The sequence below is a fragment of the Gordonia sp. WA4-43 genome (assembly GCF_020520305.1).
GTDB classification, from domain to species: Bacteria; Actinomycetota; Actinomycetes; order Mycobacteriales; family Mycobacteriaceae; genus Gordonia; species Gordonia hongkongensis.
On the sequence record NZ_CP084736.1, the window covers coordinates 2922560 to 2936312 of the forward strand.

General features: G+C 67.9%; 10 protein-coding genes. 8 read left to right on the forward strand and 2 right to left on the reverse strand.

Going from position 1 to position 13753, the window contains the following annotated elements; all coding sequences use genetic code 11:
* The first annotated feature begins 196 nt into the window (after window positions 1-196).
* Window positions 197-1552 carry an IS110 family transposase gene (locus LEL84_RS13090; protein WP_226511837.1) on the forward strand — a complete coding sequence of 452 codons (1356 nt, stop codon included), beginning with the start codon at window positions 197-199 and terminating at the stop codon, window positions 1550-1552.
* A gap of 423 nt (window positions 1553-1975) precedes the next feature.
* On the opposite strand, the gene LEL84_RS13095 is transcribed toward LEL84_RS13090, so the two are convergent.
* A complete protein-coding gene (locus LEL84_RS13095) occupies window positions 1976-2941 on the reverse strand; it encodes an alpha/beta hydrolase (protein ID WP_065632259.1) in 966 nt (321 codons plus the stop codon).
* A gap of 436 nt (window positions 2942-3377) precedes the next feature.
* Between LEL84_RS13095 and LEL84_RS13100 the strand changes: the two genes are divergently transcribed.
* From LEL84_RS13100 to LEL84_RS13125, 6 genes are all read left to right on the forward strand, one after another.
* Entirely contained in the window at window positions 3378-4856 is a 1479-nt protein-coding gene (locus LEL84_RS13100; protein ID WP_226514313.1) for an amidase, read from the forward strand.
* A 75-nt stretch (window positions 4857-4931) separates the two neighbouring features.
* The gene (locus LEL84_RS13105) at window positions 4932-6605 is read left to right on the forward strand and encodes an FAD-binding dehydrogenase (protein WP_226511838.1); all 1674 of its coding nucleotides are present in this window, start codon (window positions 4932-4934) and stop codon (window positions 6603-6605) included.
* A 98-nt stretch (window positions 6606-6703) separates the two neighbouring features.
* Window positions 6704-7708, forward strand: a complete 1005-nt coding sequence (locus tag LEL84_RS13110; RefSeq protein WP_226511839.1) for a Dyp-type peroxidase — start codon at window positions 6704-6706, stop codon at window positions 7706-7708.
* 35 nt (window positions 7709-7743) lie between these two features.
* Window positions 7744-8553 carry a family 1 encapsulin nanocompartment shell protein gene (locus LEL84_RS13115; protein WP_226511840.1) on the forward strand — a complete coding sequence of 270 codons (810 nt, stop codon included), beginning with the start codon at window positions 7744-7746 and terminating at the stop codon, window positions 8551-8553.
* A 171-nt stretch (window positions 8554-8724) separates the two neighbouring features.
* Window positions 8725-10458, forward strand: a complete 1734-nt coding sequence (locus LEL84_RS13120; protein WP_226511841.1) for an ABC transporter ATP-binding protein — start codon at window positions 8725-8727, stop codon at window positions 10456-10458.
* A complete protein-coding gene (locus LEL84_RS13125) occupies window positions 10455-12374 on the forward strand; it encodes an ABC transporter ATP-binding protein (RefSeq protein ID WP_226511842.1) in 1920 nt (639 codons plus the stop codon). The genes LEL84_RS13120 and LEL84_RS13125 overlap by 4 nt, the downstream gene beginning before the upstream one ends.
* 58 nt (window positions 12375-12432) lie before the next feature.
* Here LEL84_RS13125 and LEL84_RS13130 read toward each other — a convergent pair whose 3' ends face one another.
* Window positions 12433-13005 (reverse strand): YdeI/OmpD-associated family protein, encoded by a 573-nt coding sequence (locus LEL84_RS13130; RefSeq protein ID WP_226511843.1) that lies wholly within the window; start codon window positions 13003-13005, stop codon window positions 12433-12435.
* 45 nt (window positions 13006-13050) lie between these two features.
* Here LEL84_RS13130 and LEL84_RS13135 point away from each other — a divergent pair, with 45 nt between their 5' ends.
* The gene (locus tag LEL84_RS13135; protein ID WP_068971451.1) at window positions 13051-13749 is read left to right on the forward strand and encodes a hypothetical protein; all 699 of its coding nucleotides are present in this window, start codon (window positions 13051-13053) and stop codon (window positions 13747-13749) included.
* Window positions 13750-13753: the final 4 nt, after the last annotated feature.

Genomic DNA, 13753 nt, shown 5'->3' on the forward strand with positions numbered 1-13753 from the left:
GCCAGCCCCGCTCCCTGAGGAGCGCCCGGAGCTTGCGGAGGGCGCGTCACGAAGGGTCGGCGACCGAGGTTGCGAAGACCCTTCGTGACGCTCGCAAGCTCGCTGCTAGTAATAGCTGGAAGGGCTGGTAACTGGGACATCCTCCTGATGTGGTCATAAGGGGCTTGGTTATCCCAACCACAAAAGGAGGATGTCAATGTCTAAGGCTAGTCGTTTGAGTCGTGGAGACAAGCGTCGCAACGATCGGTTGAGCAAGTTCCGGGGCATCGTGCGCCGTGACTACGCGGTCGCAGCGATTGATCTGGCGTCGAAAAAGCAAGTTGTCGCTGTGGTCGATCACGACTCCCGCATCGTGGCGCGCAGAACTTTTCACTGCGCGCCACCGCAGTTGGCCACCGCGATCGAGTGGAGCCGTACCGCCGCTACCGCTGCCGGGTTTGCCGGCATCGTCATCGCGTGTGAACCGACCGGGCATCGCTGGAAAACGGTCCGAGACCTGACCGCGGCGGTCGGGGTGCAGATGGTGTGTGTGCAGCCGATCGCGGTGGCACGGGCCCGAGAGACCGAAGACTTCACCCACGACAAATCCGATGACAAAGACGCCCTGCTGATCGCACGACTGACCACCCAACTTCATATCTATCTGCCCGAACACGCCGACGAGCAATGGACCCGGCTACGTCACCTCGGCGTACGCCGATCCCAGCAACTCACCCGCCGTGGTGCGGCGCAGCAACAAGCCCGCGACCTCCTCGAAGGCGCCTGGCCCCACGCCCTTGACTGCGCCGGGCAACCGTTCAAATCGGTGACCTGGCTGGCCGCGATGGCCGTCATCGGTTGCACCCCGGAAACGTTGACCGCCCAGGGCAGCCGGGAACAGGCGGTGGCGTGGCTCCGCGAACACGTACGCGCCGAACTGCCCTGCTGGGGTGGGCGTCGGGTCACTACCCGCATCCTGGTCGCGATCGTCGATGCCGCTTTCGCCGTCCAGACCGAGACCACGATCACCGCCGAGGCCGGTGCGCTGGAACGGGCCCGCTACGCCTTGGCCGACTTTCACCACGCCCGCACCGCCTGCGAGCAGGTCGAGGCGGCCATGATCGAGGTCCTCACCGGGCTGGGCCTGCACGAACTCGCCGGATCCATTCCCGGAGTATCGGCGGTCTCGGTGGCGGCGATCCTCGCCGAAACCGGTGACCTGACCCGCTTCGACTCGGCGCGGGCGGTAGTCAAACATGCCGGACTATGCCCCCGGGAGAACTCCTCCGGCGCCTACCGCGGCGCCACCCGCATCAGCGGTCGTGGCCGGCCGCTGTTGCGGGTCGCCGCCTGGCGAGCGGCGTTCGCGGCGTTGACCCACAACGAGGTATACGCCGCCCGCTATCGGCACCTGACCAGCCGAGAAGCAAACCGCCTCAACCCCAACCAGGCCCGGGTAGCGATCGCCGCGGCTCTGTTGCGGCAGCTATACGTCGTCATCACCACCGCCACGCCGTGGAACCCTGACATCGCTGCCGGCCGTACCCGACCCGTAGAAAGGACCGCCGCCTGACCCCTAAACCCCTTCCGGCCGGGACAAGCTCGCTGCTCCTTGGGCACATAAGCCCGACCCTGAGCCTGAGCAGTCCCACCCCGGCGCGAACCAAGCTCGAATGAAGGCTGTTGGGTACCAACCCGTTTGACCGCTAGGTAGAGCCCGCGCCAGGCAACGACCCCGGCCATCCAAAACCCCACCATCATCCATCCCGCAGCCACCACCGGCCGCCGGGCCACACCCCCACGCCCACACCCATCACAGGACCCTGTTGACACAAACCCTCATAGGCTGCTCAGGGAGCAGGGGGTGACGCTCGCAATCTCGCTCCTCAGAGAGCAGGGGGTGACGCTCGCAAGCTCGCTCCTCAGGGAGCAGGAGGGGTCCGCACGACAAGGGCCGGTGACCCGAAGGTCACCGGCCCTTGTCAGAGGGTCTGACTCAGAAGAAGGCGGGGCGGAAGGTCTTGGCCCACGACTCCTTGAAGGTGCTCTGCCAGTAGTCCCACCAGTGCGCACCGTCCGGGGTGATCCGGGTGGTGAGCTTGACGCCCGGGACGAGCGCGAGGCGACCGATGTAGAGCTGGCTGGAGGTCGACGCGGCGACCTCGAGCGGGATCATCTGCGCGAACTTGACGGGGTCGAAGTTGGCGCTGGCCGGGTTGACCGACGAGTCGTACTTGCTGCCGACACCGCTACCGGACGAGACGTAGACGTTCTTGCCCGCCAGGTTGCCCGCGCTCAGGAACGGGTCGTTCTGGAACCAGGTGCCCGCGGGGTAGAAGCCCCACATGTTGAACGGGTTACCGCCGACCTCCGCGACCGAGGCCATGATGCCCTGGGTGAAGCCCGGCATGGTGACCGTCGGGTAGCCGCTGTAGGACGCGACCGCCTTGTAGAAGTTCGGGTGGCGCGATGCGAGGTTCAGCGCCGAGGTGCCCGACATCGAGAGTCCGGCGATGCCGTTGCGACGGCTGTCGCTGCCGTGACGCGCAGCCATGTACCGCGGCAGTTCGCGGGTCAGGAACGTCTCCCACTTGTTGACACCCAGCTTGGGATCGGGGGTCTGCCAGTCGGTGTAGAAGCTGCCTGCGCCACCGAACGGGATGGCGACGTTGGTGCCCTTGCCGGCCATGTAGCGGGCGACGTCGGTGTTGATCAGCCAGCCGCTGTTGTTGTTCGGGGCACGGAGTCCGTCGAGCAGGTAGAGCGTCGGCTTGGGTCCGCCGCCGCCGGCCGAGACGATGCACACGGGCACGGTCCGGTTCATGGCGTTCGAGCGGACGTACTCGACATTGCAACCGTTGGCCGCGGAGGCCTCCGGCGGAGCTGCGACCAGCGTCGCACCCGACACGGCCACGAGAGCCACGAGTCCGGCGACGAGGCGCTTACGGGCGCGTGTCAGCATTCGTCAGTTTTCCTTTGGATCACCACGGCCGGAGCCGGCCGCTTGCGGGTCTTGCCTACCGGGTACTGCTGCGGGCTTGCATACGGAGTCGTACGTAGGGGGATTGTATTGGTCCCCCCGGGCAGCGGTACCCGTCGTGCTGAAGTGTAACGGCACGATAACGCCTCGGCAAAGGCGAGAGCGAGTCCTGTGATGACATCTTTCGGTGGTGCACGTCACAGCGGTCGCCGCTGAACAGCTCATTTCGTACATAGGCGGCGCATGTGGCGAATTCTTCGTCTGTTCGGGCCACACATCCGCGATCGGCCCGTTACCGGTTTGCGCGGGCAACGGTGACGTCCGGTTCTCGGTGACGGGCCGGACGCCGGACAGGCCGGGCCATCGGCGCCAAGTCCGCTCGGCCCGCTCCCCGAACAACTAGGGTCGGGACGTGCACATGGGCGAGTATCTGTCCGCGGACGCGACCACCCTGGCCGGTCTCGTGGCCTCCGGCGAGGTGACCGCCGCCGAACTCCTCGACCTCGCACGAGCCCGTGCAGACGCTGTCAATCCGTCGCTCAACGCCATCGTGATCCGCATGGACGCCGAAGCCGACGCCCGCGTCCGCAGTGACCTCACCGGGCCTTTCGCCGGCGTCCCGTTCCTCATCAAGGACCTCGCGCAGGACTACCGCGGGTATCCGACGACCCGCGGCTCGCGCGCACTCGCCACCCACATCGCCCGCGAACACTCCTTCGGCGTGCGCCGGTTCCTCGACGCCGGCCTGGTCGTCTTCGGCAAGACGAACACCCCCGAGTTCGGCGCGAAGGCCATCACCGAACCCACCCTGTGGGGTCCCGCACGCAATCCGTGGGACCTCGACGTGACCCCCGGCGGATCGTCGGGCGGCAGTGCGGCCGCGGTGGCCGCCGGGATCGTGCCGGCGGCCGGGGCGAGCGATGGCGGCGGTTCCATCCGCATCCCGGCCGCGTGTACCGGGTTGTTCGGGCTCAAGAGCTCGCGTGGCCTGATGCCGTTCGGTCCGCAGACCGGTGAACCGCTGTTCGGGATGGGCGTCGAAGGTGTGGTGACCCGGACCGTCCGTGATGCTGCCGCACTGTACGACGCACTGATCGGACCGACGCCGTCGTCGACCTACCCGGCGCCGCTGCACACCGAGACCTACAGTGCCCGGATCGCGACCCCGCCCCGGTTGCTTCGGATCGGGTACACCACGATCTCGGCTATCAACGCGAATCCGCACCCGGAGGCCGTCGCTGCGGTCGAGCACGCGGCGTCGATCCTGACCGAACTCGGCCACCAGGTCGAGGAGGTCGATCCGCCGCATGACGACGCCGCCCTCGCCCGCGACTTCCTCGACATCTGGTTCGCCAAGTGCGCCGCCCAGGTCGACGAGGTCCGACGCCTCACCGGCGCTCCCGACTCCCACTTCGAGGCCGACACCCTGACGCTGGCGGAACTGGGCCGGGCCGCCGGCGTCGTCCCGTTGTTCACCGCGCTCGACCACATCAACGACCACGTCCTGGCCCTCGACCGCTTCCACCAGACCCACGATCTGCTGCTGACGCCCACCCTCGCGGTACCGCCGCCGCGGGTCGGGTCGATGACCACGCCACCGGTGCTGCAGCGGGCGTCGCGGCTCGCCTCCCGCGCGCGGTCCGGGCGTGCGATCTCCCGCTTGGGGATCGTCGACAAGCTCATCTACGAGAGCCTCGGCTGGGTGCCGTACACGCAGCTCGCCAACCTCACGGGCCGGCCGGCGATGAGCGTGCCGCTGCACTGGACCGATGCCGGCCTTCCGCTCGGCGTGCAGTTCGTCGGTCGTCTCGGTTCCGACGGCGATCTCCTCGCCCTCGCGGCGGGCCTCGAAGCCGCCGCGCCGTGGTTCCACCGGTACGCCGACATCGCGCTGTAGTACGGGGCTAATCTCGTCTGCGAATGCACATGTCCCGGGACCGGCCCGGTCATTTTGGCGGTGTGAGGAGATGCGGTGGCGGAGCACGGGGCCGACGCGGTGGTCGTCGGCGCGGGACTGGCGGGTCTCGTGGCGACATACGAACTCACCAAGGCCGGACGCCGCGTCGTCGTGGTCGACCAGGAGAATCGCAACAACCTTGGCGCGCAGGCATTCTGGTCGCTGGGCGGGTTGTTCATGGTGGACACGCCGGAGCAGCGTCGGCTGGGCATCAAAGACTCCGCGGATCTCGCCCTGCAGGACTGGATGGGGTCGGCCGGTTTCGATCGTGACGACGAGGACTATTGGCCGCGCCAGTGGGCCCGCGCCTACGTGGACTTCGCCGCCACCGAGAAACGGCAGTACCTCCACGACCTCGGGTTGCGCATCACCCCGATCGTCGGGTGGGCCGAACGCGGCGGCGGGTTCGCCGACGGCCACGGCAACTCGGTGCCCCGCTTCCACCTCACCTGGGGAACCGGACCCGAGGTCGTGCGGGTCTTCGCCGAGCCGGTCCTGGAGGCGGAGAAGCGCGGGCTCGTCGAGTTCCGGTTCCGGCATCGCGTCGACGAGCTCATCGTCGACGACGGCGCCGCCGTCGGCGTACGGGGTGTCACGCTCGCCCCGACCGACGCCGAACGCGGCCAGGCGTCGAACCGGGATGTGGTGGGCGACTTCGAGATCCGTGCCGGGTCGGTCATCGTCACCTCGGGCGGCATCGGCCACAATCACGACCTGATCCGCAAGAACTGGCCAGTCGACCGTCTCGGTCCCGCGCCGGAGACGATGATCTCGGGCGTCCCGGCGCACGTCGACGGCCGGATGCTGGAGATCAGCGAGACCGCCGGCGCGAACATCGTCAACCGTGACCGGATGTGGCATTACACCGAGGGCATCCACAACTGGGACCCGATCTGGCCCGACCACGCGATCCGCATCATCCCCGGCCCGTCCTCGCTGTGGCTCGACGCCAACGGCAACCGCCTCGCACCGCCGAACTTCCCCGGTTTCGACACCATCTCGACGATGAAGGCCATCCTGGCGGCCGGCCACGACTATTCGTGGTTCGTCCTCACCCAGACGATCGTGGAGAAGGAGTTCATGCTGTCGGGTTCGGAGCAGAACCCCGACATCACCGCGAAGGACGTCAAACTGGCCGCGAAGAGCCGGCTGGCGAAGGGCGCCGCGGGACCGGTCGACGCCTTCGTGCGCAACGGCGTCGACTTCGTGGTCGCCGACAACCTCCCGGAACTGGTCGCCGGGATGAACAAGATCGCCCGCGGCCCCGAACTCGACCTCGCGCACCTCGAACGCATCATCTCCGCACGCGACGCCGAGATCGGCAACAAGTTCTCCAAGGACGCACAGCTGATGGCGATCACCAATGCCCGACAGTTCTTCGGCGACAAGATCGTTCGGGTCGCCAAGCCGCATCGACTGCTCGATCCCGAACACGGCCCGCTGATCGCGGTCCGGCTCAACATCCTGACCCGCAAGACCCTGGGCGGGCTCGAGACCAATCTCGACTCCCAGGTCCTGCGGCCGGACGGCACCGCCTTCGACGGCCTGTTCGCCGCCGGCGAGGTCGCGGGCTTCGGCGGCGGTGGCGTCCACGGGTACAACGCACTCGAGGGGACGTTCCTCGGCGGATGCATCTTCTCCGGCCGCGCCGCCGGCCGGGCGGTGGCGCGGGCCACAACGCGCCGCTGACCCGTCACCGGTCAGCGTCGAAAAGGGTTGCCTGCCCTATACATTCGCGGCACGATCTGCTGCCCCACGGTTTGTACGCATGGGCTAGTGTGTTCAGCGTGCCGGTGCCCCAGACGATCCTGACGCGGAAGACCAAGTCGGCGATCTTCCTCGTCTTCACCATCGACGACGGCGGTGAAGACGCGGTTCGCGCTGCGCTGGAAGACATCCCCGGCCTGAACAACGCGGTGTCCTCGCGGGCTCCCGAGGCGGCACTGGCCGGGATCGTGTCGATCGGCTCCGCGGCGTGGGACCGCCTGTTCACCGGCCCGCGACCACGCTCGTTGCGGCCGTTCGTCCCCTATGAGGGCGATGTCCACACCGCCCCGGCGACGCCCGCCGATCTGCTCGTGCACATCAAGTCCGACGACATGGGCCTGTGTTACGAACTCGGCGCCAAGATCACCGAGGCATTCGGGGACGCGGTCACCGTCGTCGACGAAGTGCACGGGTTCCGCTACTTCGACCTGCGCGACCTCATCGGCTTCGTCGACGGCACCGAGAACCCGATCGGGCAGGCGGCGATCGACGCGATCACGGTCGGCGGGGAGGACCCGGACTTCGAGGGCGGCAGCTACGTCGCCATCCAGCGCTACGTACACGACCTGTCGTCGTGGAACGACCTGAGCACCGAGGAGCAGGAAGCCGCGATCGGGCGCACCAAGCTCGACAACGTCGAGATGGCCGACGACGTGAAGCCCCCTAACTCCCACATCGCGCTGAACGTCGTCGAGGACGAGAACGGCGAGGAGATCGACGTGGTGCGGGACAACATGCCGTACGGCGACGTCTCGGGTGCCGGCGTCAACGGCACGTTCTACATCGCCTACTCGGCAGCGCCCGACGTCACCGAGGAGATGCTGCGCAAGATGTTCATCGGCGACCCACCCGGCACCTACGACCGCCTCCTCGACTTCACCACCGCGGTCACCGGGGCCCAGTTCTTCACCCCGACACTCGACTTCCTCGAAGACCTGCCACCCGCGCCCGACGCCGCCCCCACGGCTTCCCCCGCCCCGACAACCCGTTCCGACGGCTCGCTCGGCATCGGTTCACTGCACTGACGACACCCTTCCGACCACCGCACCAGGAGGACACCATGAACAACCTGCATCGCGAACTCGCACCGATCTCCGACGCGGCCTGGGCGGAGATCGAGGAGGAGGCGACGCGCTCGTTCAAACGCAACGTCGCAGGCCGGCGCCTCGTCGACGTGACCGGGCCGCTCGGCTCCGACACCGCATCGGTGACGCTCGGACATCGCACCAAGATCGACTCACCGTCGCAGGGGATCACCGCCTTCCAGCGGCGCACCCAGTCGCTGGTGGAACTCAAGGTCCCGTTCACGGTGTCCCGCGAGGCCATCGACGACGTCGACCGCGGCGCCAAGGACTCCGACTGGGACCCGGTCGTGGAGGCCGCGCGCGAACTCGCGCTCGCCGAGGACCGGGCGATCTTCGAGGGTTACGCCGCGGCGGCGATCACCGGCATCCGCGCCGAGGCCGCCGCCACCCCGATCCCGCTGCCCGCCGACGTGCGCGACTACCCGGAGGCGGTCAGCCAGGCGCTGAGCACACTGCGCCTGGCGTCGGTCGACGGTCCGTACGCGGTGGCCCTGTCGGCCGATGCCTACACCCAGGTCAACGAGACGTCGAACCACGGCTACCCGATCCTCGAACACATCCAGCGCCTGTTCACCGGCGACATCGTGTGGGCGCCGGCGATCAGCGGCGCGTTCGTGATGAGCACCCGCGGCGGTGACTTCGAACTGACCATCGGCCAGGACGTGTCGATCGGCTACGACTCACACGACGCCGACGTGGTGAACCTGTACTTCCAGGAGTCGTTCACCTTCCTCACCCACACCGCCGAGGCAGCCGTCGCGCTGACCGAGCCGCCCACCGTCTGAGCGGCTGCCCACGGTCCCCGCCTGCGCGGATTCCCGGTGGGCAGATACTCGGCGGCGTCCGTTGCGAGCGGCAACTAGTCTGGCGCAGGTGATCGCAGTGAACCCCGGCCGGCTCTCGCTCCCGGCGCCTACCGTTGCCTTCGGCCCGCTCGCTTCGCTCCCGGCGCCTAGATGCTGACCCGACTCGTCCGCACCTACCTCTCCCGGTACCGCATCAACGTCGCGCTCGTCATCGTGCTGCAACTGCTGGCGACCATCGCGATGCTGTACCTGCCGAGCCTCAACGCCGACATCATCGACAACGGCGTCGCCCGCGGGGACACCGGTTACATCCTGCGCATCGGCGGCTGGATGCTGCTGGTGAGCGTCGCCCAGATCATCGTGACGGTGACCGCGCAGTACTTCGGCGCGCGCGCCGCGCTCGGGGTCGGGCGCGACATCCGGGGCGACCTCCTGCATCGGGTGAACTCCTTCTCCGCACGCGAGGTCGGCACGTTCGGCGCGCCGTCACTGATCACCCGCACCACCAACGACGTCCAGCAGGTGCAGCTGCTCATCGTGATGAGCAGCGCGATCCTGGTGATGGCGCCGATCATGTGTATCGGCGGGATCGTCATGGGCGTCCGGGAGGCGCCGGCCCTGTCCTGGGTCATCGCCATCGCGGTGCCCATCCTCGGGGTGTCGATGGGGGCCATCATCGCGAAGATGATCCCCGGCTTCCGGGCGATGCAGGAACGGATCGACAACGTCAACCGCGTCCTGCGCGAGCAGATCACCGGCATCCGGGTTGTGCGGGCGTTCGTGCGAGAAGACTACGAACGCAAGCGTTTCGCGGTCGCCAACGACCACCTCGCCGACGCGACCCTGCACGTCGGCCGGTTGATGGCCCTGATGTTCCCGGTCGTCATGGTGATCACCAACGTCACCATCGTCGCAGTGATCTGGTTCGGCGGGCACGCGGTCTCCGACGGTTCGCTGGAGATCGGCGCACTGACCGCGGTGATGAGCTACGTGATGCAGATCCTGATGTCGGTGATGATGGCGTCGTTCCTGGCGATGATGGCCCCGCGCGCGGCGGTCTGCGCCGAACGCATCTCCGAGGTCCTCGCCACCGACACCTCGGTCCATCCGCCGAGTGAACCGGTCGGTTTCGCCACCCATCCCGGCACGGTGGAGTTCGATGCCGCCGAGTTCCGCTATCCCGGCGCCGACGACCCGGTGTTGAGCGACATCGACTTCCGCGTCGAGCCGGGCACCACGACCGCGATCGTCGGCTCGACGGGGTCGGGCAAGACCACCCTCGTCGGGCTGGTGCCGCGGCTGATCGACACGACCTCCGGCACGGTCCGGGTCGGCGGCACCGACGTCAAGCGACTCGATCCCGACGAGCTCCGGTCGGTCGTCGGTCTGGTGCCCCAGCGGCCGTACCTGTTCTCGGGAACCATCCGCTCGAACCTGCTGCACGGCAAGGCCGACGCCACCGACGACGAGATCTGGGAGGCGCTGCGCATCGCGCAGGCGGAGGACTTCGTGTCCGCGATGCCCGACGGCCTGGACACCAAGGTGTCCCAGGGCGGGACGACCGTCTCCGGCGGGCAGCGGCAGCGCCTGGCGATCGCACGCGCCCTCATCCGGCGGCCCGCGATCTACCTCTTCGACGACTCGTTCTCCGCGCTCGACCTGACCACCGATGCGCGGCTGCGCGCCGCACTGCGCCCCGCCACCCGCGACGCCGCGGTCATCGTCGTGGCGCAACGCATCTCGACCATCGTCGACGCCGAGCAGATCGTCGTGCTCGATCGCGGCCGGGTCGTCGGGCTCGGTACCCACGACGACCTGCGGCAGTCGTGCCCGACCTACGCCGAGATCGTCGAATCGCAGATGGCGATGGAGGAGCGCTCATGACCCGGCCCGGAGGCCCGCCGATGGCGGCCGGACCCGAATCCAAGCCTCGCTCGTTCTGGCCGTCGGTCAAACGCGTTGTCGCACAGCTCGCGTCGTACCGACTGCTGATGACGGTCACGCTCGCGTCGCTGGTCGGCTCGGTCGTGCTGATCGCGATCGCGCCCCGCGTGCTGGGTTACGCCACCGACCTCGTCTTCGACGGCGTGATCGGCCGCACCCTGCCCGAGGGGCTCACCAAGGAACAGGCGGTGGCCGGGCTCCGCGAGAGCGGTGACGACACGTTCGCCGACATGGTCTCGTCGATGGACGTGACCCCCGGCGTCGGAGTCGATTTCGGCGCCGTGGGGCGCGTGCTGCTGATCACCCTCGTGCTGTACGTGGTGTCCTCTGCGCTCGCCTGGCTCGCCGGGTACCTGCTGAACATCGTCGTCGTCGGCACCATCCGCCGGCTCCGCGACGACGTCGAGGCCAAGGTGCATCGCCTGCCGCTGCGCTACTACGACACGATGCCGCGCGGCGAGCTGTTGAGCCGGGTGACCAACGATCTCGACAACCTGTCACAGAGCATGCAGCAGACCATCTCCCAGTTCGCGAACTCGGTGCTGACGGTGATCGCGCTGCTGATCATGATGATCTGGATCTCGCCGCTGCTGGCGCTCATCGCGGTGGCCACGGTGCCGCTGGCGATCATCGCGACCGGCATCATCGCGAAGCGTTCGAAGCCGCACTTCTCGGCCCAGTGGTCGTCGACGGGCGCGCTCAATGCTCAAGTCGAGGAGGCCTTCACCGGGCATGAGCTGGTGACCGCCTTCGGTCGTCAGCGCGAGATCGAGGCGACCTTCGACGAACGCAACGAGAAACTGTACGAGTCGAGTTGGCGCGCGCAGTTCATCTCCGGCGTCATCATGCCGACGATCATGTTCCTGGGAAACCTCAACTACGTGGCGGTCGCGGTCGTCGGTGGTCTGCGCGTGGCGTCGGGCTCGCTGAGTCTCGGTGAGGTGCAGGCGTTCATCCAGTACTCGCGCCAGTTCACGCAGCCGCTGACGCAGATCGGTTCGATGATCAACCTGATGCAGAGCGGTGTCGCCTCCGCCGAGCGGATCTTCGACATCCTGGACGCCGACGAGCAGTCGCCCGACGCCGCGAAACCGAAGACGCCCGCCGAGGACAAGGGACTCATCGAGTTCGACGACGTCTCCTTCCGCTACGTCGAGGACAAGCCGCTCATCGAGAACCTCAGTCTGGTCGCGCGTCCCGGGCACATGGTCGCGATCGTCGGCCCGACCGGCGCGGGCAAGACCACCCTGGTCAACCTGATCATGCGGTTCTACGACGTCGATTCCGGTGTCATCCGGGTCGACGGCGTCGACTCCACGGACATGACGCGAGACGACCTGCGCGAGCGCACCGGCATGGTGCTGCAGGACTCGTGGCTGTTCGGCGGCACGATCTACGACAACATCGCCTACGGCGATCCCACCGCCTCGCGAGAGGAGGTGCTCGACGCCGCCCGGATGAGTCATGTCCACCACTTCGTGCGGACCCTCCCCGACGGCTATGACACCGTGCTCGACGACGAGGGCGGTGGCGTCAGTGCCGGTGAGCGGCAGCTCATCACGATCGCGCGGGCCTTCCTCGCCCGGCCCACGATCCTCATCCTCGACGAGGCGACGAGTTCCGTCGACACCCGCACCGAGCTGCTCATCCAGAAGGCGATGGCCAATCTGCGGTCGGATCGCACGAGTTTCGTCATCGCGCACCGACTCTCCACGGTGCGCGACGCCGACGTCATCGTCGTCATGGAGGACGGGCACATCGTCGAGCAGGGCAACCACGACGAACTGCTCGCGGCCCGCGGCGCCTACTGCCGGCTGTACGAAAGCCAGTTCACCGGGGCCATCGAGGCGGGCTGAGTAACCCAACCGCTCCCTGAGGAGCGCCCGGAGCTTGCGGAGGGCGCGTCACGAAGGGTCACGCCGGCCGCTCGTTGCGCGCCGCCCGTTCGACGATGGTGGCGATGCGTTTGGTCTTGGTCTCCGGCCGCTTCGCCAGGGCGAGCTGCGACAGTCCGACCTTGCGCGCACTCGGCGGGAACGCGTCCCAGTTGGCCCGCGCGACGGGATCGGCGTCGAGGGCGGCGGCGAGTTCGGGGGATTCGATGAGCGCCTCGGCGTCGTCGAACAGCGTCCACAGGCCGCGGGCCTGAGCGTCGTCGATGACGGCCTGCCCGGCGGGCTGGATGCGGCCGGCGGCCGCGAGGTCGGCGACCCGCGCCTTGTTCGACGCCGACCATCCGCTGTTGCGACCGCGCCGGGTGAACCACATGCCGCGGCGGTCGGCGTCGATGACACGGGTGTGACCGTCGATCCATCCCCAGCACAGCGCTTCGCGCACGCACTCGTCGTAGTCGAGCGGTTCCCGGCCCGAACCCTTGCGCCAGAAGACGAGCCACACCCCCGGCGAGGTCTCATGGTTGTCGCGCAACCACTCTCGCCAGGCCTCGACGGTGTCGAGGCTGAGCTTCGGCGCGTCCGGGTCGGCCATGTGTTCACCCTAATGACCTCGGCCTTCTCTCGGTACAGTTGAGCCGTGAACGAGATCGTCGACTTCGCCGAGAGCTACTGGTGGCTGATCTTCCCGGTCGGCGCGGTCGTCGGCGGGTGGGCCGGTTCGATCGGCAAGTACAACGAGAAGCGACGCAAGGACAAGATCGAGCTCGCCCGGATCAAGGCGAACGCCCAGACCGAACAGCTGAAGCTCACGACGACCTCGGCCGACCAGTTGCGCCGGGTCCGTAAGCAGCACGACGCGCTCAACGAGAAGTGGTTCGCCTACGAACTCGATCTCGCCACACTGATCGAGTACCCGCTGATGACCGACATGCGCGAACCGTTGACGCTCGCCTTCCACCGGGCCCGGGTCCGCGCGGATGATCTACGGCCCGAATCGGATTCCGCCGCCGTCGGCACGGCCGAGGCCTCCATGTCCGCAGCCGACTTCGCCGAGTACCGCGATGCGGTCGGCGACTACGCCGCCGCGTTCGACGCTGCCGAGCGAGAAGCGCGGCGTCGCAAGCAGACCGGGTTCTCCCCCATCGAACGCGAGGCACTCGACCGGGCACGCAAACTCATCAACGTCGCCGCCGACACCGGCGCCACGCCGGCCGAGAGGCAGGCCGCCTACAAGAAGGTCCGCGCCGAGCTCGACGGCATCATCGACGTTCCCCGGGTGGCGGCCGCACATCTCGAACAGCAGATCGCCGGCGCGCTGGAGCGCGGCTCGGACTGAACGT